Origin of the sequence: Roseateles sp. (assembly GCF_019237615.1) — a bacterium.
Lineage (GTDB): Bacteria > Pseudomonadota > Gammaproteobacteria > Burkholderiales > Burkholderiaceae_C > Pelomonas.
Genome location: NZ_JAFAGT010000001.1, coordinates 1 through 19,270, shown reverse-complemented (window position 1 = coordinate 19,270; position 19,270 = coordinate 1). Strand labels below are relative to the sequence as shown.

Sequence of the window (19,270 nt, the reverse complement as noted above, 5' to 3'; positions counted from 1 at the left end):
TGCCGATGATAGTCACCGCAGCGCGGCCGCCAGCAATGGTTTCGCCCAGGCCGGGATGCTGCGCAGCGGCGCATGCGCGACGACGCGGCCGGCCTGCATGTGCAGCAGCAGCACCGGCTGCGGCCGGCGACCGGCACGCGGATCGGCCTCGAAGCTGTTGTCGTAGATGCGCAGGCTGGCGAGGTGGGGCATCAGCCTGACGAGATTGCCGCGGCTGGCGTCGAAGCGCTCGCGCACCTTGGTCTCGGGGATGTCGTGCCCACCGGCGGCCACGCGCGCCGCGATGCGGCGCAGGTGCAACTCGGGCGTGGCCAGGCCGGCGAACCAGACATGGACCTCGGCACCTTCGCGGGCGCCCTCCAGCAGCAGCTTGGCGATGCTGGCGCCGCCCAACGTCGTCTCGAACGCATAGATCAGGCCTTCGGCCAGCGCCTTCTCGAGGCCGCGCCGGCCCAGCGTCCAGGCCAAGCCGTTGGCCTGCTCGGCAGACAGTCCTGGCTGTTGCTCGCGCAAGCGCGCGGCAGCGATGTCGGGGTTGAAGAACTCGGCGCCACCGGCCTGGATGGCCGCACCGCCGATGGAGCTCTTGCCGGCGCCGTTGACGCCGGCGAGGACGTAGAGCTTGGCGGGCAAGGCTCAGGCGGCCTTGCGGCGCGAAGGCTTGGCGGCCTTCACGGCGGCCTGGCCGAGGTCTTCAGGCGCCATCGCGAAGGCCTCGGCGAGGACATCGCCCTGGCCCTGCATGCGCGCCAGCATCGCGTCGAACTCGCCGCCCAGCGCGCCCAGATCGGGCTCGGCGGCACGCTGGAGCTCGCGGTAACGCTCGACCGACATCAGCACGAAGGCGGGCTGGTCATGCTTGGTGATCAGTACCGCGCCATGCGCGGCCACGGCGCGACCCACCTTCTGGATGCCGGCCACGAGCTGGGTGGCCGACACGCTGGGCAGCCGGTCGGTGATGGCGGGTTCGAGGACAGCGGACATGAGCAGCCTCCGACATGTGCAATACCCATATTTTGCCCATTTTGTGAAAAATGGGGAATCAGTGGGCTTCCTCCCAGTTCGCGCCCACGCCCACCTCGGCCAGCAGCGGCACCTTGAGCTGGGCCACGCCGGCCATCAGCCGTGGCACCTCGGCGCGCATCCAGTCCAGCTCCGCCTCCGGCACCTCGAAGACCAGTTCGTCGTGCACCTGCATGACGATCTTGGACTGCTTGCCGGCACGATCCAGCTCGGCCTGCACGGCCAGCATGGCGAGCTTGATGAGGTCGGCCGCCGTGCCCTGCATGGGCGCGTTGATGGCCTGGCGCTCGGCGCCGGCGCGGCGCGGACCGTTGCCGCCGCGGATCTCGGGCAGGTAGATGCGCCGGCCGAACAGCGTCGACACGTAGCCACGCTCGGCCGCGCCGGCCTTGGTCTCGTCCATGTAGCGCTTCACACCGGCGAAGCGGGTGAAGTAGCGCTCGATGTAGTCCTTGGCGGCCTTCTGCTCGATGCCCAGCGCCGAGGCCAGGCCGAAGGCGCCCATGCCGTAGATGAGGCCGAAGTTGATGGTCTTGGCATAGCGGCGCTGCTCGGACGACACCTCGTCCAGCGCGATGCCGAACACCTCGCTGGCCGTGGCACGGTGCACGTCCTGGCCCTCCTGAAAGGCCTTGAGCAGGCCCGGGTCCTCGCTGATGTGGGCCATGATGCGCAGCTCGATCTGCGAGTAGTCGGCGCTGACGATGACATGCCCCGGCGGTGCGACAAAGGCCTCGCGCACGCGCCGGCCCTCGGCCGTGCGTATGGGGATGTTCTGCAGGTTGGGCTCGTTGCTGGACAGGCGCCCCGTCACCGCCACGGCCTGCGCGTAGTTGGTGTGCACGCGGCCCGTGTGGGCGTTGATCTGCAGCGGCAGCTTGTCGGTGTAGGTGCTCTTCAGCTTGGCCAGGCCGCGGTACTCGAGGATCTTGGCCGGCAGCGGGAAGTCCGCGGCAAGCTCGGTCAGCACCTCCTCGTCGGTGGAGGGCGCGCCGGTGGCCGTCTTCTTCACGACGGGCAGGCCCAGCTTGTTGAACAGGATCTCGCCGATCTGCTTGGGGCTGCCGATGTTGAAGGGCTGGCCCGCGATGTCGTAGCACTGCTGCTCCAGCAGCACCAGGCGCTGGGCGATCTCGTGGCTCTGGGCCTGCAGCCGTGCAGCATCGATGAGCACGCCCTGGCGCTCGATGCGGGCCAGCAGCTCGGCCGTGGGCATCTCGATGTCGCGATAGATGCGCGTCAGGCCTTCGTCGGACTCGATCTGCGGCCACAGCACATGGTGCAGGTGCAGGCACATCTCGGAGTCCTCGCCCGAATAGGTCGTCGCCCTGGCCACGTCCACCTGGGCGAACGGGATCTGATGCGCGCCCTTGCCGCACAAGTCCTCGTAGCTCAGGCCCCGGCGGCCCAGGTGGCGCTCGGCCAGAGCCTCGAGGTTGTGGGTCTTGTGGGCCTCCAGCACATAGCTTTGCAGCAGCGTGTCGTGCTGCACGCCCGCCAGGCTGACGCCATGGTTGGCAAGCACATGGCGGTCGTACTTCAGGTTCTGGCCGATCTTCTTCGCGGACGCATCCTCCAGCCAGGGCTTGAGCCGTGCCAGCACCTCGTCGAAGGGCAGCTGCTCCGGCGCATCCGGGCCGCTGTGGTGCAGCGGGACGTAGGCCGCCTCGCCGGGCTTGTCGGCGAAGGAAATGCCGACGATGTGGGCTGCCATCGGGTCCAGCGAATCGGTCTCGGTGTCCAGCGCACACAGGGGCGCGGCGTGCAGGCGGGCGATCCAGGCGTCGAGCTGCTCGAACGTGAGGATGGTGTCGTACTTGCGCGCGATGTCGACGGCCGGCGCGGCCGGCACCTCGTCGAACAGGCCGGGGCTGGCCGCCTTGGGCTTGGCCGGTGCCGGCGCCTCGCCGGTCAACTCCTTGAGCCAGGTCTTGAAGCCGTTGCGGGCGTAGAACTCCGCCAGGGCCGGCTGGTCCCGCTCGCGCAGCGCCAGTGGCTCCAGCGTCGGCCAGCCGGCGATGTGCTCGCCAAGGTCGCAGTCCAGCTTCACGGTGACGAGCTTGCGGCCCATGGGCAGCCAGTCCAGCGCCGCGCGCAGGTTCTCGCCAGCCTTGCCCTTCATCTCAGCTGCCGCGGCGATGACGCCGTCCAGCGAGCCATGCTCGGCAATCCACTTGGCCGCCGTCTTTGGGCCGACGCCGGACACGCCCGGCACGTTGTCCACCGTGTCGCCCATCAGCGTCAGGTAGTCGATGATGCGATCCGGCGCCACGCCGAACTTGGCCTGCACGCCGGCCTCGTCCAGGCGCTCGTTGCTCATCGTGTTGATGAGCTCCACGTCGGCGTTGACGAGCTGCGCCAGATCCTTGTCGCCCGTGGACACGATGACGCGATGACCCTGCGCCACGGCGACGCGGCTCAGCGTGCCGATGGCATCGTCCGCCTCGATGCCGGGCACCATCAGCACCGGCCAGCCCAGCAGCTTGACGACCTCGTGGATGGGCTCGATCTGGGCGCGCAGCTCCGGCGGCATGGGGGCGCGCTGGGCCTTGTACTCGGGATACCAGTCGTCGCGGAAGGTCTTGCCGGGCGCGTCGAAGACGCAGACGGCGTGCTCGGCGCCGATGTCGTTGCGCAGGCGCTGGAGCATGGCCACCATGCCGTGCACCGCCCCGGTGGGCTGGCCCTCGGGGCCGCGCAGGTCGGGCATGGCGTGGAAGGCGCGGTAGAGGTAGCTGGAGCCGTCGACCAGCAGCAGGATGGGTTTACTCATGGCGACGGATTCTCGGACAGGTCCAACCTAGAATCGGCAGCATGTCGCGCCTCGTCGTCCCCCTGCTGCTCGCCGCCCTCGCGGGCAGCGCCGCTCACGCCAACCCGCCGCCCGAGCCCAAGGTCGAGCGCACCGTGGCCGAGGACGACCAGGTCCGCATCGAGGAGCTCAAGGTGCGCGGCGAGGCCAAGAAGGTCACGGTCAAGAACAAAGTGACCAAGGCACCGGACTACGAAATCGTCGTCAACGACGCGGGCCGCGAATCGGCCGGCGGCACGGGCACCGGCATGCCCAAGAGCGGCTCGGGCACGCGGGTCTGGCGAGTCCTCAACTTCTGATCGTGCGCGGCCTGCTGGCCGCCCCCTCCATGGCCGTTTTCACCGAAGTCAGCCCCGCGCAGGCCCAGGCCCTGCTGGACCACCTCAAACTGGGGCAGCTCGCCTCGCTGCGCGGCATCGGCGCGGGCATAGAGAACACCAACTACTTTGTCGACTGCACGCTGGCCGATGGCCACCTGCACCGCTACGTGCTGACGCTGTTCGAGCGCCTGACCGCCGGGCAGCTGCCGTTCTACCTGCGGCTGATGCAGCACCTGGCCCAGCGCGGCGTGCCGGTGCCCGAGCCGCATGCCGACGCCAGCGGCGAGATCCTGTTCGAGGTTGCGGGCAAGCCCGCGGCCATCGTCGACCGCCTGCACGGCGGCCACCAGCTCGCGCCGGACGCCTTCCATTGCCAGCAGGTCGGCGCGACACTGGCCCGCATGCATCTGGCCGGCCAGGACTTCGCCCTCCACCAACCCAACCTGCGCGGCCTGGCCTGGTGGCGCGAGGTCGCGCCGCAGGTGCTGCCCTTCCTGGAAGCGGCCGAGGCAGAGCTGCTGCAGAGCGAGCTGGCCTACCAGGAACAGCTGGCCGCGTCGCCCCGCTACGCCGATTTGCCTTCGGGCCCCATCCACGCCGACCTGTTCCGCGACAACGTCATGTTCGAGCCCGGCGAGGGCCCGGGTCGGGAGCGCCTGACCGGCTTCTTCGACTTCTACTTCGCCGGCTGCGACACCTGGCTGTTCGACCTTGCCGTCTGCCTGAACGACTGGTGCATAGACCTGACCGACGGCCGCCTCATCGAGGAGCGCGCCAGCGTCTTCGTCGCCGCCTACGAGAGCGTACGGCCGCTGTCCGGCACCGAGCATCGGCTGCTGCCAGCCCTGCTGCGCGCAGCGGCGCTGCGCTTCTGGCTGTCGCGCCTGTACGACCTGCACCTGCCGCGGGAGGCCAGCTTGCTCAAGGCCCATGACCCCCGTCATTTCGAACGGGTGCTGCGCGCGCGCATCGCCGAGCCCTGGCATGCCATGCCGGACGGGAGCGACGCATGAGCACGACCATGCAACTGCACCTGCAGAGCGTGCCGGCGCGCAACGGCCGGCTGTGGATACGCCACGGCTTCAAGGTCTTCCAGCGCCAGCCTGTGGCGCTGGCCGGCCTGTTCGGCCTGTTCCTGTTCGCCGGCTTCGTGGCCATGTTGATCCCCGGCATCGGCCTGTTGCTGACCATGGCTTCGCTGCCGCTGCTGTCGCTGGGCTTCATGCTGGCCACGCACCTGGTGCTGCAGAAGAAGATGCCGACGGCCGGCGTCTTCGTCGCGCCGCTGAAACTGACCGCCGAGCGCCGGCGCAGCCAGCTGCTGCTGTGCCTGGGCTATGCCGGCGCCATGCTGGTCATCGGCCTGCTGTCCGACTGGATAGACGGCGGCAGCACGCGCGACCTGCAAAAGCTCATCGCCGAGAACGCCGACAACGAGGCCATAGCCAACGCGGCCACCGACCCGCGGCTGTTCTGGGGCCTGGCCACGCGCATGGGCCTGATGGGGCTGCTGTCGGTGCCCTACTGGCATGCGCCGGCGCTGGTGCACTGGGGCGGCCAGGGCGTGGCCCAGGCACTGTTCTCCAGCACGCTGGCGCTATGGCGCAACAAGGCGGCATTCGCCGTCAACATGCTGCTTTGGGGCGCCCTGCTGATGGGCGTGGCCAGCGCCGTCAGCCTGGTGTTCGCGCTGATCGGCCTGTCCCAGGTCGCGCCTATCGTGCTGATGGCCCTCGGCCTGATGCTGTCGACGGTGTTCTACGTGTCGCTCTACTTCAGCTTCGTCGACTGCTTCATGTTCGGCGCGCCGCAGGACGTACTCGACGAGCCCAAGTCGACCTCTCCGTCCTGAGCGCGGCTCAACGCGGTCGCGGGATCGAGTAGGTGCCGGTCGCATGGGCGACCGGTTCGTCCTCGCCCTCGGAGTAGATGTAGACCTCGCCTACGGCGAGCGACTTGCCCAGCTTCAGCAGCCGGCACCGCGCGACGACGCGCCGGTCCGCGCGCGGCTTGCGCAGGAAGTTGATCGACAGGTGGGTCGTGACCGCCAGCGGCACGATGCCGATCTGCGCCAGGATGGCGACGTACAGCGCCACGTCGGCCAGCGTCATCATGACCGGACCGGACACCGTGCCGCCCGGCCGCAGTTCGGCCTCGCCCACCGGGTGGGCGACGACGACGCTGCCGTCCCCGTCCAGTTCCTCCAGCGTGCAGCGCGTCTGAGGGAACTCGGCCCTCAGGAAGTTGGCCAGCTCGGCTTGGGTGGGGCGGGGGTCGGTCATGGCGATTTGCAAGGATTTGCGAGAAAAGCGGCGGCGAGCCTAGCACCGCCGCAGAATCGGCCCATGGAAGCAGCCGACCGGGGGTTCACGGGCTCCATCCCCCAGCTCTACGAGCGCTACATGGTGCCGCTGATCTTCAAACCCTATGCGGTCGACCTGGCCGCGCGAGCCGCCGCGCTGCGGCCAGCCGCGGTGCTGGAGATCGCCGCCGGCACCGGCATGCTGACGCGTCGCCTGGCGGCCGAGCTGCCGGCCGGGACGCGCATCGTCGCCAGCGACCTCAACCCCGCCATGCTGGACGTGGCCACCACGCTGGGCACCGCCCGGCCGGTGGAATGGCAGCTGGCCGACGCCATGGCCCTGCCCTTCGCCGACGCAAGCTTCGACCTGGTGGCCTGCCAGTTCGGTGCCATGTTCTTCCCCGTCCGGCCGCAGGCCTACGCCGAGATCCACCGCGTGCTGAAGCCGGGTGGCTTCTTTGTCTTCAACGTCTGGGATCACATCGACAGCAACGAGCTGGCCGCGACGGTGACGGATGCGCTGGCCCAGGCCTTCCCGGACGACCCGCCGCGCTTCCTGGCCCGCACGCCGCACGGCTATCACGACGTGGCGCAGTTGCGCGCCGACCTGGCTCAGGGCGGCTTCGAGCATGAGGCCGACATCATCACGCTTGCGCTGCGCGCGTGCGCCGAGTCGCCGTCCGGCCCGGCGCTGGGCTACTGCCAGGGCACGCCGCTGCGCGGCGAGATCGAGGCCCGCGCGCCCGGCCGCCTGCCGGAGCTGACGGCCCACATCGCCCAGGCCATGGGCGAGCGCTTCGGCGTCGGCCCTATCGACACGCTGATGCAGGCGCACGTCATCATCGTGGGACGCTGACGCCGGGCACCGGAAACGGCCCGAACGGCCTGCGCATGCTTGCCGTGCGGCACCAGCACCGCTATCCGGTGCACGGCGAGCGTCGGTGCTGGTTGCTCAATCAATCGGCTGCAGCTTGGCCACCGAAAGCGCCAGCCACTTGGTGCCATGGCGGCCGAAATTCACTTGCGCACGCGCATCGGTGCCCGAGCCCTCGAGCGTCAGCAGCACACCCTCGCCGAACTTGGTGTGGAACACACCCTTGCCGACGCGCAGGCCGCCATGCTCCTCGGAGACCTTCTGCCGCATGCTGGCCGGCACGGGCGGCTCTACCCAGGCCGCGCGCTGGCCAGAGTCCACGCGGCCCGCGCCCACCATGCCCTTCAGGCCGGTGCCGCGCTCCCAGGCCTGCTGGTACTCGCGCGCATAGCCCGAGCCGAAGCCCTGGTTGCGCGGCGTCAGCCACTTCAGCGCCTCCTCGGGCAGTTCGTCGAAGAAGCGGCTCTTGACGTGGTAACGCGTCTGCCCGTGCAGCATGCGCGTCTGGCAGAAGCTCAAAGAGAGCTTCTTGCGCGCCCGCGTGATGGCCACGTACATCAGGCGGCGCTCCTCCTCCAGCCCGTCGTGGTCGGACATCGCGTTCTCGTGCGGGAACAGGCCCTCTTCCAGGCCGGTGATGAAGACCGCGTCGAACTCCAGGCCCTTGGCCGAGTGCACCGTCATCAGCTGCACGGCGTCCTGGCCCGCCTGTGCCTGGTTGTCTCCGGCCTCCAGCGACGCGTGGGTCAGGAAGGCCACCAGCGGCGACATGATCTCGCCCGTCTCGGCATCGGGCACCGCACCGGGCGTACCCGTGGATTGAACACTCGGGGCCACCTCGTCCACCGGCAGGCCCACGGCGTTCTTGCCGAAGCCCTCCTGCATGACGAAGGCCTCGGCCGCGTTGACCAGTTCGTCCAGGTTCTCCAGCCGCTCGGCGCCGTCCTTGTCGGTGCGGTAGAAGTCCAGCAGGCCCGAGGTCTCCAGCACCTGCTCGATGATCTCGCGCAGCGTCATGCCCTGCGTCAGGTTGCGCGTGGAGTCGATGAGGCTGGTGAACGCGGCGAGGTTGGCACCGCCCTTGCCGGCGATGGCGCCCACGCTCTGGTAGAGGCTGCGGCCCGAGGCCTTGGCGGCGTCCTGCAGGCTCTCCAGCGTCTTGGCGCCAATGCCGCGGGTCGGGAAGTTGACGACTCGCAGGAAGCTGGTGTCGTCGTTGGGGTTCTCCAAGAGGCGCAGATAGGCCAGCGCATGCTTGACCTCCGCGCGCTCGAAGAAGCGCAGGCCGCCGTAGACGCGGTAGGGGATGCCCGAGTTGAACAGCGCCGACTCGATGACGCGCGACTGCGCATTGCTGCGGTAGAGGACTGCGATCTCCTGCCGGTCCAGCCCACCCCGATGGAGCTGCTGGATCTCCTCGATCAGCCACTGCGCCTCGGCGAAGTCGCTGGGCGCCTCCTGCACGCGGATGGGCTCGCCCAGCCCTGCGTCGGTGCGCAGCGTCTTGCCCAGGCGCTGGCTGTTGCGGCTGATCAGCTCGTTGGCCGCGTCCAGGATATGACCGAAGCTGCGGTAGTTCTGCTCCAGCTTGATGACCTTGCGCACGCGGTACTCGCGCTCGAAGTCGGCCATGTTGCCGACCCGCGCACCGCGGAAGGCGTAGATGCTCTGGTCGTCGTCGCCCACGGCCAGCAGGCTCTGGCCGTTGCCCGCGCCCGGCGGCGCGAACATCTTCAGCCAGGCGTACTGCAGCTTGTTGGTGTCCTGGAACTCGTCCACCAGGATGTGGCGGAAGCGCTGCTGGTAATGCTCGCGCACGGCCGGGTTGTCACGCAGCAGCTCGTAGGAGCGCAGCATCAGCTCGGCGAAGTCCACCACGCCCTCGCGCTGGCACTGGTCCTCGTAGTTGGCATAGATCTCGACGAGCTTCTTCGTCTGCTCGTCGCGCTGTTCCACGTCGCCCGGGCGCAGGCCGTCTTCCTTGCAGCCGGCGATGAACCAGCCGACCTGCTTGGGCACGAAACGCTCCTCGTCGAGCTTCATCGCCTTGATGACGCGCTTGACGGCCGAGGTCGTGTCGCTGGCGTCCAGGATCTGGAAGGCCTGCGGCAGGTGCGCCAGCTTCCAGTGCGCGCGCAGGAAGCGGTTGCACAGCCCGTGGAAGGTGCCTATCCACATGCCGCGCACGTTGAAGGGCAACATCGTGGAGAGCCGGGTCAGCATCTCCTTGGCAGCCTTGTTCGTGAACGTGACGGCCATGATGCCGCCGGGGCCGACCTGGCCCGTCTGCAACAGCCAGGCGATGCGGGTCGTCAGCACGCGGGTCTTGCCCGAGCCGGCGCCAGCCAGGATCAGCGCGGGTTCTGGCGCCGCCGTGACGGCGGCGAGTTGCTCGGAATTGAGGTGCTGGAGAAGGGGACTGTGCAGTGCAGCAGCGTCTGGCGCGAGGGTCATTGCCGCATTTTAAAGAGCCGCTCCTGACCCCCGATCTCGTTACCACCCGCCGGGCTTTACTTGGTGGAAACCCTAGATTTCGTGGCAGCATGGTTGCGTGACGGCCGCGTTAAAGGCGTGCGTCACAGTCATTCATCCCCAACGCTGGCCGTTGGGGTTTTTTCTTGCATTCAGGAGTAACTTCATGTTTCGAACCCCTCTCGCCATAGCCGCCGCGATCGCTCTCGCCGCCCCGCTGGCGGTCCAAGCCCAGGACAAGCTGGACGGTCAGTGGCATGGCGACGCGAGCCTGGGCGGTGCCCTGTCCAGCGGCAACAACGACAGCATGACGCTGTCGGTCAACGCCAACACCAGCCGCGCCACCACCCAGGACAAGATCAGCCTCTACGGCGTCGGCAACTACGGCCGCACCAAGGTGGATGGCGTGAAGACCACCTCCGCCGACCTGCTCCGCCTGGGCGGCCGCTATGACTTCAACCTGAGCCAGGACTGGTTCGCGTTCGGCGCCGCCGAAGGCGAGACCGACAAGGCCGGCGCCGGCGTGCGCGACCGCTACAACGTCAACGGCGGCATGGGCTACCACGTGCTGCGTGACGAGCGCAACACCTTCGACCTGTTCGGCGGCGTTGGCTACACCGACACCCGCTTCATCAACGACACGTCGGACAAGGGCGCACAAGCCCTGCTCGGCGAGGAGTCCAAGCACAAGCTCACCGACACGACCACCTTCAACCAGCGGCTGGCCTACTACCCCAAGAGCGGCGATCTCGGCACGCGCGTGAATTTCGACGCGGGCCTGGCCACGCAGATCAGCGGCGGCTGGACGCTCAACACCGGCCTGTCGAGCCGCTACAACAGCGAAGTCCCGGACGGCCTGAAGAAGACCGAGAACCTGCTGACCGTCGGCTTCGGCTACAAGTTCTGACGCGCCGCGGCGGAAATGGCGGCGGTGCTACCTGCGCCGCACCTTGCCGGCACGCCCGGCCTTGGACCATTCATAGGCCTCGCCGTCGGGCGTCCTGCCGCCTTCCACCGCCGCCACGCCAGGCTGGCCGACATGGTCCTCCAGCTCGGTGGAGATGCTGACGTGACGATGCCCCTGTCTGCGCCTGTCCTCGGCGCAGGCCAGGGCCTGCGTCAGTTCCGCACTGCCGAAGCATTGGCAGACCGGCTCGGCCGCCTCGCCCTGGCCTTCCAGCCAATACACCACGATGCCCAAAAGGCGTCTCCGTTGCGATGAAGTCTGCAGCGTAGCCGCATCGCCAGATAATTGCCAAAAGCAACCATCCTGGCGATGATCGAGGTCATGAGCACCGCTGCCCAGGCCCTCGACGTCCGCGCCTTCAACCGCTTCTACACGCGCCGCATCGGCGTGCTCGCGCCCAGGCTGTCGGGCAGCGACTTCAGCCTGCCCGAGGCGCGCGTGCTCTGGGAGCTGGCCCATCACGCACCGCTGAGCGCCACGACGCTGAGCAGGAGCCTTCAGCTCGACGCCGGCTATCTGAGCCGCCTGTTGCGTGGCCTCAAGGCCCGCGGCCTGCTGGTCGGCCAGGCCCATCCCAGCGACGGTCGCCAGACCCTGCTCAAGCTCAGCGCCGCCGGCAAGCGCGCCTTCGCGCCGCTGGACCGCGACAGCCAGGCCGAGACCGAGGCGCTGCTCGACACGCTGTCCGCGCCGCAGCGCCAGGCCCTGGTCGGCGCGATGACGCGCATCCAGGCCATGCTGGAACCCGAGGCGCAGCCGCCCGCCGAGCTGCGCCCGCAGCAGCCCGGCGACCTGGGCTGGATCATCGAGCGCCACGGCGCCATCTATGCCGCCGAGTACGGCCTGAACCCCGGCTTCGAGGCCTTTGTGGCGCGCGTCTGCGCCGACTTCGTCGACCGCCTCAAGCCCGGGCGCGAGGCCTGCTGGATCGCAGCGCGCGGGCCGGAGCGGCTGGGCAGCGTCATGCTCGTGCAGGCCCGCGACGAGACCACCGGCCGCGTGCGTCCCGGCATCGCGCAGTTGCGCCTGCTGCTGCTGGAGCCACATGCCCGCGGCCTGGGCGTCGGCAAGCGGCTGGTGCGCCAGTGCAGCGAGTTCGCCCGCGCCGCCGGCTACCGGCGCATCGTGCTGTGGACGCAAAGCGCCCTGACCGCAGCACGCGCCATCTACGCGGCCGAGGGCTACCGCCTCGTCGGCAGCGAGCCCCTCGACAGCTTCGGCCGGGCGGTCATCAGCGAGCACTGGGAGCTGGCCTTGTAGCGCGGACGCTAGAGTGCCGGGCATGGACAGCCCCATGCCCTGCCCCTGCGGCCACCCCGGCCCCTACTCCCGCTGCTGCGGCGCCCTGCACCAGGCCTTCGAGGCCGGCCAGGGCCTGACGGCGCCCACGCCGGAGGCGCTGATGCGCTCGCGCTACGCCGCCTTCGTGCGGGACCTGCGCCCTTACCTGCTTGCCAGCTGGCATGCCAGCACCCGCCCCGCCGAACTGGAGCCGCCCGAGCCCGGCCTCAAATGGCTCGGCCTGGACGTCAAGCGCGCCGCCATGCAGGATGCGGACCATGGCGGCGTCGAGTTCGTCGCGCGCAGCAAGCTGGGCGGGCGTGCGCACCGGCTGCACGAGGTCAGTCGCTTCGTGCGCGAGCACGGCGAATGGTTCTATGTCGACGGCGACCTGAGCACTTGACCCTCACCCTGCTTTACGCCGACGAGCACCTCGTCGCCATCGACAAGCCGCCGGGCCTGCTCGTGCACCGCACCCAGCTCGCGGCCCACGAGGACGAGGCCGCGCTGCAGCGGCTGCGCGACCAGCTCGGCCGGCCGGTCTGGCCCGTGCACCGGCTGGACCGCGGCACGTCGGGCGTGCTGCTGTTCGCACTGTCGCCCGAGGTGGCCTCGCGGCTGGGCGCGATGTTCGAGCAGGGCCAGATGCACAAGCGCTACCTCGCACTGGTGCGCGGCTGGCCGCCCGACGAGCAGGGCCTGGTCGACCACCCCCTGGCCCGCGACCCCGAGCGCCCCTCGGCCGGCCAGACGCTGCTGGACGCGCAGACGCGATGGCGCGTGCTCGAGCGCCGCGAATGGCTGCTCGCCACCGATCCGCGCTTCGCGACGACCCGCGTCGCGCTGCTGGAGGCCGAGCCGCTGCAGGGTCGCCGCCACCAGATCCGCCGCCACCTGAAGCACATCGCCCACCCCATCCTCGGCGATGCGACGCATGGCAAGGGTCCGCTGAACCGTGCCGTGGCGGCTTTCCTCGGCACGCAGCGCCTGTGGCTGCATGCCCACCGGCTGGCGTTCGAACACCCGCTGCTGGGCACGGCACTGGCGCTGGAGGCGCCCCCCGCCATCGAGTGGCGGCTGGGCCTCCAGGCCGGCTAGGCTCCGCCTGGTCAGCGTCGGGAGAGCCCCATGATGAAGATCGACACCCAACCCTACCGGGTCGAGCCGGGCCAGCAGGTCAGGCTCAAGCGTTGGCCCACGGTCGTCGCGCCGCTGTACAGCGACAAGGCCGACTACGAGGCCCAGCTCGCCGGCCACATCCAGCGCCTCAGCGAGTTGCAGAACCTGCTGTACGCGCACAACCGCTATGCGCTGCTGCTGATCTTCCAGGCCATGGATGCGGCGGGCAAGGACGGCGTCATCAAGCATGTGATGTCGGGCGTGAACCCGCAGGGCTGCCAGGTGTTCAGCTTCAAGCACCCGAGCGCGCAGGAGCTGGACCACGACTTCCTGTGGCGCACGACGCAATGCCTGCCCGAGCGCGGCCGCATCGGCATCTTCAACCGCCCCTACTACGAGGAGGTGCTGATCGTGCGCGTGCACCCCGAGATCCTGGCGGCCCAGTCGCTGCCCAGGGAGGCCACGCGCGCACCGAGGATATGGTCCGAGCGCTTCGAGTCCATCAACGGCATCGAGCGCCACCTGCACCGCAACGGCACGCGGGTGGTGAAGTTCTTCCTGCACCTGTCCAGGGAGGAGCAGCGCCAGCGCTTCCTCGCGCGGCTGGACGACCCTGCCAAGAACTGGAAGTTCACGGCCGACGACCTCAGCGAGCGCGAGCACTGGCCCGACTACATGAAGGCCTATGGCGAGATGCTGGGCGCCACCAGCAGTACGCACGCGCCCTGGCACGTGGTGCCGGCGGACGACAAGCGCAACGCGCGGCTCATCGTGTCGCAGGTCATCCTCGAGACCCTGGGCGCGCTGAAGCTGCGCTACCCTGAGCCGGGTTGCAGCGCGGCCGAGCTGGCGGCAATACGCAGGAAGCTCAGCCGAACTTGACGGCGTAGATGGGCGGCAGGTGGGCCGAAACGGTCTGCCAGCTGTCGCCCGCGTCGCCGCTGGCCCACAGGCCGCCGGTCGTCGAGCCCATCATCAGCTGCTCGCCGCTCTCGTCCACCGCCAGGCCGTGGCGGAAGACGAGGTCGTAGCAATGCTGCTGCGGCAGGCCGGCCCGCAGCACGTCAAAGGTCTCGCCGCCGTCGCGGGTGCGCGTCACGCACAAAGCGCCGTCGACGGGGATGCGGCGCTCGTCCTTGACGGCAGGCACGAACCAGGCCGTGCGTGGATCGGCCGGATGGGCGGCGACGGCGAAGCCGAAGCTGGAGGGCTGGGCCGTCAGCGCAGTCCAGCTCGCGCCGTTGTCCTCCGAACGGAAGATGCCGCAGTGGTGCTGGCACCAGAGCACGTCCGGCACGTCGCGGCAGCGGGCAATGAGGTGGGGATCCTGGGAGTTCTCGTCCCCCGCCAGCTCGGGCGGCATGAAGTCGGCGCGCATGCCCTTGGCGCGCAGGCCCCAGGTCCGGCCGCCGTCGGTGGTGCGCCATGCACCGCCGCAGGAGACGCCGATGAGCAGCTCCTGCGGCTGGCCGGGGTGGGGGCAGATGGAATGCAGGGCCGGCGCGGGGTTGCCGCCGCCCATCCACTGCACGCGCCGCGGGTCCAGCCACAGCGTCTCGTCCAGCCGCCAGGATTCACCGCCGTCACGGCTGACGAACAGGCCGCCCGGCACGCTGCCGCACCAGATGGCGTCGCCCGCGCGCTCCAGCGCGAACACCTGCTCCAGCTTCCACGCCGGTCCCTCGGCCTCGGGCGGCTGGGGCGGGAAGCTGGGCGCTGCCACCTCGCGCCAGCTGCGGCCGGCATCGTCGCTGACATGCAGCTTGGCGCCGAAATGGCCGAGGTTGAGGCCGGCCAACATGTGGCCCGAGTCGTCGGGCGGCAGCAGCATGGTGACGGGGTCGGCCACGAAGCTGAGGTTCTCGATCTGCCAGCCGCCCGCGCGGCGGCGCAGCTCGAACAGTCCTTTGCGGGTCGCGGCCCAGGCGCGGTCATTCATGGTTTCAACCTCCGGACAAAGCTTGCAGCACATGGATGCGGCTGTCGGACCGCAAGGGGTCGCTCAGGCCACGCGGGTCGCGCGCACGCCGGCCGTCGATGAAGACGGCCACGTTGACGCGCAGATGGCCCTGCTCGTCGAGGATGTAGCCGCGCAGGCGCGGCTGGGCTGCAAACGCCGCATCCAGTGCCTCGCGAAGCGTGGACGCCTCGCATTGGCAGGACGACGCGTCGACAAAGCGGCGCAGCTGGGGGGTGAATTCGACAAGGGCCATGAAAGGACGACGAACGAGCCCGGGAGCATTCGACGCGGACGTCCCTACGTCAGCACCCGGACAAACCCTCAATGAGAATGCCGGCCATGAACTCCGGCATCCTCTTCGCCCTCGGCGCCTACCTCAGCTGGGGGCTGTTCCCACTGTACTTCCGCCAGATCGCCACCATCCCGGCGCTGCAGATCGTGGCCCATCGCACGTTGTGGTCCCTGGCTTTTGTCGCCATCGTGCTGCTGGCGACGGGTCATCTGAAATGGCTGCGCGGGGTGAGCGCGGCGACCTGGCGGCGCTTCGCGCTGTCCGCCGCGCTGATCGCCGTCAACTGGCTGACCTATGTCTGGGCCGTGGGCCACGGCCACGTGCTGGATGCCAGCCTGGGCTATTTCATCAACCCGCTGGTCAATGTGGCGCTGGGCTTTGCCGTGCTGCACGAGCGACCACGGCCCATGCAGTGGCTGGCCGTCGGGCTGGCGGCTTTCGGCGTCGTCTGGCTGACCGTGTCGGCCGGCAGCCTGCCCTGGGTGGCGCTGGTGCTGGCGGTCAGCTTCGGCCTCTACGGCCTGATGCGCAAGACCGCGGCGCTGGGCGCCATCGAGGGGCTGACGCTGGAGACCCTCATCCTCGCGCCGCTGGCAGCGGCCGGCCTGCTCTGGTGGTCGCAGGACGGCAGCATGGCCGGGCAGACGGCCGTGGACTGGGCCTGGCTGATCGGCACGGGCCCGGTCACGGCCGGCAGCCTGCTGCTGTTCGCGGCCGGCGCGCGGCGCATCCCGCTGGCGACGCTGGGCATCGTGCAATACGCGTCGCCCACGCTGCAGTTCCTGCTTGGCGTGTTCCTGTTCAGGGAGCCCATGGACGCCAACCGCCTCGTCGCCTTCGGCTTCATCTGGGGCGCGCTGGCCGTCTACAGTGCCGAAGGCCTGTGGCAGACCCGTCGCGCGCTGACCGTCAGGCCGCTCTGACCCTTCTAAACTCGCACCATGCAGCTCAACATCGTCGTCTATTCCAAGTCCGCCTGCCCCCAGTGCGATACCGTCAAGAGCCTGCTCAAGGCCAAGGGCCTGGGATTCGAGGAAATCAAGATCGACGACGAGGCCCAGCGCCTGGCCTTCTACGAGAAGTGCGGCCCGTCGGTGCGCCAGATGCCCCAGGTCTTCATCAACGAACAGCGCGTGGGCGGCGTGGCCGGCCTGCAGGCGGCGTTTGCGCAGATGAAGCTGTGACCCCAGCCGGCGCCTGAGCGCCGGCCGCCGCTTCAGTTCCGCATCAGGTAGTCGAACGCGCCCAGGGCCGCCTTGGCGCCGTCGCCGGCTGCGATGACGATCTGCTTGAAGGGCACGGTCGTCACGTCGCCGGCAGCGAACACGCCGGGCACCGAGGTAGCGCCCTTGGCGTCCACGATGATCTCGCCGTGCCGGCTCAACTCCACCGTGCCACGCAGCCACTCGGTGTTGGGCACCAGGCCGATCTGCACGAAGCAGCCTTCCACGTCGACGCGCCTGGCCTCGCCTGACACGCGGTCGGTGTAGTTCAGGCCGTCGAGCTTGCCGGCGGTGCCGGTGAACTCGGTGGTCTGCGCATTGGTGATGATGGTGACGTTGGACAGGCTCTTGAGCTTGGTCACCAGCACCGCGTCGGCGCGCAGTTCCGCGCCGAACTCGAGCAGCGTCACATGCCTGACGATGCCGGCCAGGTCGATGGCCGCCTCGACGCCGGAGTTGCCGCCGCCGATGACGGCGACCGGCTTGCCCTTGAACAGCGGGCCGTCGCAATGCGGGCAGTAGGCCACGCCCTTGTTCTTGTACTCGGCCTCGCCGGGCACGCCCACGTTGCGCCAGCGCGCACCGGTGGACAGGATGACGGTCTTGCCCTTGAGCTTGGCGCCGTTGGCCAGCTCCACCTCGACGAGGCCGCCGGGCTGGGCGGCAGGCGTCAGCTTCTCGGCCCGCTGCAGGTTGTGGATGTCGACCTGGTAGTCCTTGACATGGCCCTCCAGCGCGGCGGCGAACTTGGGTCCATCGGTTATCGAGACGGAGATGTAGTTCTCGATGCCCAGCGTGTCGTTGACCTGGCCGCCGAATCGCTCGGCCGCGACGCCGGTGCGGATGCCCTTGCGTGCCGCGTACACGGCCGCAGCGGCGCCGGCAGGGCCGCCGCCGATGATGAGCATGTCGTAGGGTTCCTCGGCATCCAGCTTCTTCGCGTCGCGCGCCGCGGCGCCGGTGTCGAGCTTGGCGACGATCTCTTCGAGCGACATGCGGCCCGAGGCGAAGGGCTGGCCGTTCAGCCACACGGCCGGCACGGCCATGATCTCGCGCGACTCGACCTCGCCCTGGAACAGGCCGCCATCGATGACGGTGGTGCGGATGCGCGGATTGACGATGGACATCAGCGACAGCGCCTGCACCACGTCCGGGCAGTTGTGGCAGGTCAGGCTCATGTAGATCTCGAAGTCGAAATCGCCGTCGAGCGCCTTCACGGCGTCGATCTGGGCGGACTCGACCTTGGGCGGATGGCCGCCGGTCCACAACAGCGCCAGCACCAGCGACGTGAACTCGTGGCCCAGCGGGATGGCGGCGAAGCGCAGCGATTGCTCGGTGCCGGTGCGGCGCAGCAGGAAGGACGGCGTGCGGGTGTCGACGCCATCGGTGCGCAGCGAGATCTTGTCGCACATGCCGGCGATCTCTTCCAGCAGTTCGCGCATCTCGTCGCTGGACGTGGAGTTGTCCAGCGAGGCAATGATTTCGAAGGGGAGCTTGACGTGGTCCAGGTAGCCCTGGAGCTGGGTCTTCAGTGCGGCGTCCAACATGGCGGGGTCCTTTCAATGAGGCGTGGCGAGGCGGGCCACTGCTGAAAGAGTCCCCGGCGTCGGAGGCCCTTTCAGCAGAACCTGCGGGGTTCTGCGGAGGGAAGGAGCCCTCCCGGGCTCCTTGCAAACAGCACGCTGTGGCTTAGATCTTGCCGACCAGGTCCAGCGACGGGGCGATGGTCTTGGCGCCTTCGTTCCACTTGGCCGGGCAGACCTGGCCGGGGTTCTTGGCGGTGTACTGGGCGGCCTTCAGCTTGCGCAGCGTTTCCTTGACGTCGCGGGCGATCTCGTTGGAGTGCACCTCGGCCGTCTTGATGACGCCTTCGGGGTTGATCACGAAGGTGCCGCGCAGCGCCAGGCCTTCCTCGGGGATGTGCACGCCGAAGGCGTTGGTCAGCGTATGGGTCGGGTCGCCCACCAGCGGGAACTTGGCCTTGCCGACGGCCGGCGAGGTCTCGTGCCAGACCTTGTGCGAGAAGTGCGTGTCGGTCGTGACGATGTAGACCTCGGTCTCCAGCTTCTGGAACTCGGCGTAGTGGTCGGCGGCGTCCTCGACTTCGGTCGGGCAGTTGAACGTGAAGGCGGCCGGCATGAAGATCAGCACGGACCACTTGCCCTTCAGGGATTCGTCGGTGACGGTGATGAACTTGCCGTTGTGGAAGGCTTCGGTCTTGAAGGGCTGGACTTGGGTGTTGATCAGGGACATTGCGAAAAAGCTCCAGTGGGGGCCGGGGTTGAAGGGATAGGAAGAACTATATAGAAATCTAGTTTTCAGTTGAAAACATTAATCAAATCGGCGATATTGAGCCAGCCTATCGGCTGGGATGGCATGGGGCCCGCGGCTCAGCCCAGGGCGGCGGCCAAGGCGCTGACGACCCGGTCCTGCTGGTCCTCGGTGAGGTCGGCGCTCATGGGCAGGCTCATCACCCGCTGCGCCGCCGCGATGCTGTGCGGGCAGGCGTCGGCCGCCGCATAGCGCGCATAGGCCGGCTGGTGGTGCAGCGGCCTCGGGTAGTGCACGGCCGTCGGGATGCCGGCCTGCTTCAGCCGCGCCTGCACCGCCTCGCGGTCGTCGACG

Annotated in this window: 22 protein-coding genes; 11 read left to right on the top strand and 11 right to left on the bottom strand. The window is 68.9% G+C overall.

Annotation, left to right across the window (positions count from 1 at the left end):
• Positions 1 to 12: 12 nt before the first annotated feature.
• From JOY88_RS00110 to polA, 3 genes are read right to left on the bottom strand one after another with little or no spacing between them, the layout of a single operon-like run.
• Complete coding sequence (locus tag JOY88_RS00110) at positions 13 to 633, bottom strand: ATPase (protein ID WP_293499227.1); 621 nt, start codon at positions 631 to 633, stop codon at positions 13 to 15.
• A gap of 3 nt (positions 634 to 636) precedes the next feature.
• A complete protein-coding gene (locus tag JOY88_RS00105; protein ID WP_293499225.1) occupies positions 637 to 984 on the bottom strand; it encodes a type II toxin-antitoxin system prevent-host-death family antitoxin in 348 nt (115 codons plus the stop codon).
• Between the two features lie 58 nt (positions 985 to 1,042).
• Positions 1,043 to 3,796 carry a DNA polymerase I gene (polA, locus tag JOY88_RS00100; RefSeq protein WP_293499223.1) on the bottom strand — a complete coding sequence of 918 codons (2,754 nt, stop codon included), beginning with the start codon at positions 3,794 to 3,796 and terminating at the stop codon, positions 1,043 to 1,045.
• 41 nt (positions 3,797 to 3,837) lie between these two features.
• Between polA and JOY88_RS00095 the strand changes: the two genes are divergently transcribed.
• The 3 genes from JOY88_RS00095 to JOY88_RS00085 are packed head-to-tail and all read left to right on the top strand — an operon-like array spanning position 3,838 to position 6,007.
• Positions 3,838 to 4,134 carry a hypothetical protein gene (locus tag JOY88_RS00095; protein WP_293499221.1) on the top strand — a complete coding sequence of 99 codons (297 nt, stop codon included), beginning with the start codon at positions 3,838 to 3,840 and terminating at the stop codon, positions 4,132 to 4,134.
• Between the two features lie 29 nt (positions 4,135 to 4,163).
• A complete protein-coding gene (locus tag JOY88_RS00090; RefSeq protein ID WP_293499513.1) occupies positions 4,164 to 5,168 on the top strand; it encodes a homoserine kinase in 1,005 nt (334 codons plus the stop codon).
• A complete protein-coding gene (locus JOY88_RS00085) occupies positions 5,165 to 6,007 on the top strand; it encodes a BPSS1780 family membrane protein (RefSeq protein ID WP_293499219.1) in 843 nt (280 codons plus the stop codon). The genes JOY88_RS00090 and JOY88_RS00085 overlap by 4 nt, the downstream gene beginning before the upstream one ends.
• 7 nt (positions 6,008 to 6,014) lie before the next feature.
• On the opposite strand, the gene JOY88_RS00080 is transcribed toward JOY88_RS00085, so the two are convergent.
• Positions 6,015 to 6,437 carry a PaaI family thioesterase gene (locus tag JOY88_RS00080; protein WP_293499218.1) on the bottom strand — a complete coding sequence of 141 codons (423 nt, stop codon included), beginning with the start codon at positions 6,435 to 6,437 and terminating at the stop codon, positions 6,015 to 6,017.
• A gap of 63 nt (positions 6,438 to 6,500) precedes the next feature.
• On the opposite strand from JOY88_RS00080, the gene JOY88_RS00075 reads away from it, so the two are divergent.
• Positions 6,501 to 7,313 (top strand): class I SAM-dependent methyltransferase, encoded by an 813-nt coding sequence (locus JOY88_RS00075; protein ID WP_293499217.1) that lies wholly within the window; start codon positions 6,501 to 6,503, stop codon positions 7,311 to 7,313.
• 96 nt (positions 7,314 to 7,409) lie between these two features.
• Here JOY88_RS00075 and JOY88_RS00070 read toward each other — a convergent pair whose 3' ends face one another.
• A complete protein-coding gene (locus JOY88_RS00070; protein WP_293499216.1) occupies positions 7,410 to 9,785 on the bottom strand; it encodes a UvrD-helicase domain-containing protein in 2,376 nt (791 codons plus the stop codon).
• A gap of 184 nt (positions 9,786 to 9,969) precedes the next feature.
• On the opposite strand from JOY88_RS00070, the gene JOY88_RS00065 reads away from it, so the two are divergent.
• Positions 9,970 to 10,710: a DUF481 domain-containing protein gene (locus tag JOY88_RS00065; RefSeq protein WP_293499214.1), complete on the top strand. Its 741-nt coding sequence runs from the start codon at positions 9,970 to 9,972 to the stop codon at positions 10,708 to 10,710.
• Positions 10,711 to 10,737: 27 nt separating this feature from the next.
• Here the strand turns inward: JOY88_RS00065 and JOY88_RS00060 are convergent, their stop codons facing one another.
• A complete protein-coding gene (locus tag JOY88_RS00060) occupies positions 10,738 to 10,995 on the bottom strand; it encodes a hypothetical protein (RefSeq protein WP_293499512.1) in 258 nt (85 codons plus the stop codon).
• A 96-nt stretch (positions 10,996 to 11,091) separates the two neighbouring features.
• Between JOY88_RS00060 and JOY88_RS00055 the strand changes: the two genes are divergently transcribed.
• The 4 genes from JOY88_RS00055 to JOY88_RS00040 are packed head-to-tail and all read left to right on the top strand — an operon-like array spanning position 11,092 to position 14,052.
• Positions 11,092 to 12,030, top strand: a complete 939-nt coding sequence (locus JOY88_RS00055; RefSeq protein ID WP_293499213.1) for a bifunctional helix-turn-helix transcriptional regulator/GNAT family N-acetyltransferase — start codon at positions 11,092 to 11,094, stop codon at positions 12,028 to 12,030.
• Between the two features lie 22 nt (positions 12,031 to 12,052).
• A complete protein-coding gene (locus JOY88_RS00050) occupies positions 12,053 to 12,454 on the top strand; it encodes a YchJ family protein (protein WP_293499211.1) in 402 nt (133 codons plus the stop codon).
• Positions 12,451 to 13,149 carry a pseudouridine synthase gene (locus JOY88_RS00045; protein WP_367269769.1) on the top strand — a complete coding sequence of 233 codons (699 nt, stop codon included), beginning with the start codon at positions 12,451 to 12,453 and terminating at the stop codon, positions 13,147 to 13,149. Before JOY88_RS00050 ends, JOY88_RS00045 begins: the two co-directional genes overlap by 4 nt.
• Before the next feature lie 30 nt (positions 13,150 to 13,179).
• Positions 13,180 to 14,052: an ADP-polyphosphate phosphotransferase gene (locus JOY88_RS00040; RefSeq protein WP_524539167.1), complete on the top strand. Its 873-nt coding sequence runs from the start codon at positions 13,180 to 13,182 to the stop codon at positions 14,050 to 14,052.
• On the opposite strand, the gene JOY88_RS00035 is transcribed toward JOY88_RS00040, so the two are convergent.
• Both JOY88_RS00035 and JOY88_RS00030 read right to left on the bottom strand, forming a co-directional pair.
• On the bottom strand, positions 14,039 to 15,109 hold the full coding sequence (locus JOY88_RS00035) for a WD40/YVTN/BNR-like repeat-containing protein (protein WP_293499209.1): 1,071 nt from the start codon (positions 15,107 to 15,109) through the stop codon (positions 14,039 to 14,041). The genes JOY88_RS00040 and JOY88_RS00035 overlap by 14 nt on opposite strands.
• Positions 15,110 to 15,113: 4 nt before the next feature.
• Complete coding sequence (locus JOY88_RS00030; protein ID WP_293499207.1) at positions 15,114 to 15,383, bottom strand: MoaD/ThiS family protein; 270 nt, start codon at positions 15,381 to 15,383, stop codon at positions 15,114 to 15,116.
• 86 nt (positions 15,384 to 15,469) lie between these two features.
• On the opposite strand from JOY88_RS00030, the gene rarD reads away from it, so the two are divergent.
• Together rarD and JOY88_RS00020 are read left to right on the top strand one after the other, a co-directional pair.
• Entirely contained in the window at positions 15,470 to 16,345 is an 876-nt protein-coding gene (gene rarD / locus JOY88_RS00025) for an EamA family transporter RarD (RefSeq protein ID WP_293499205.1), read from the top strand.
• An 18-nt stretch (positions 16,346 to 16,363) separates the two neighbouring features.
• Positions 16,364 to 16,606: a glutaredoxin domain-containing protein gene (locus JOY88_RS00020; RefSeq protein WP_293499203.1), complete on the top strand. Its 243-nt coding sequence runs from the start codon at positions 16,364 to 16,366 to the stop codon at positions 16,604 to 16,606.
• A gap of 32 nt (positions 16,607 to 16,638) precedes the next feature.
• Here JOY88_RS00020 and ahpF read toward each other — a convergent pair whose 3' ends face one another.
• The 3 genes from ahpF to JOY88_RS00005 form a co-directional block, all read right to left on the bottom strand.
• Complete coding sequence (gene ahpF, locus JOY88_RS00015; RefSeq protein ID WP_293499201.1) at positions 16,639 to 18,192, bottom strand: alkyl hydroperoxide reductase subunit F; 1,554 nt, start codon at positions 18,190 to 18,192, stop codon at positions 16,639 to 16,641.
• Between the two features lie 142 nt (positions 18,193 to 18,334).
• The gene (gene ahpC / locus JOY88_RS00010; protein WP_293499199.1) at positions 18,335 to 18,898 is read right to left on the bottom strand and encodes an alkyl hydroperoxide reductase subunit C; all 564 of its coding nucleotides are present in this window, start codon (positions 18,896 to 18,898) and stop codon (positions 18,335 to 18,337) included.
• Between the two features lie 137 nt (positions 18,899 to 19,035).
• Positions 19,036 to 19,270 (bottom strand): DegT/DnrJ/EryC1/StrS family aminotransferase (locus JOY88_RS00005; protein ID WP_293499197.1); only part of this gene is annotated, 235 nt, incomplete at its 5' end.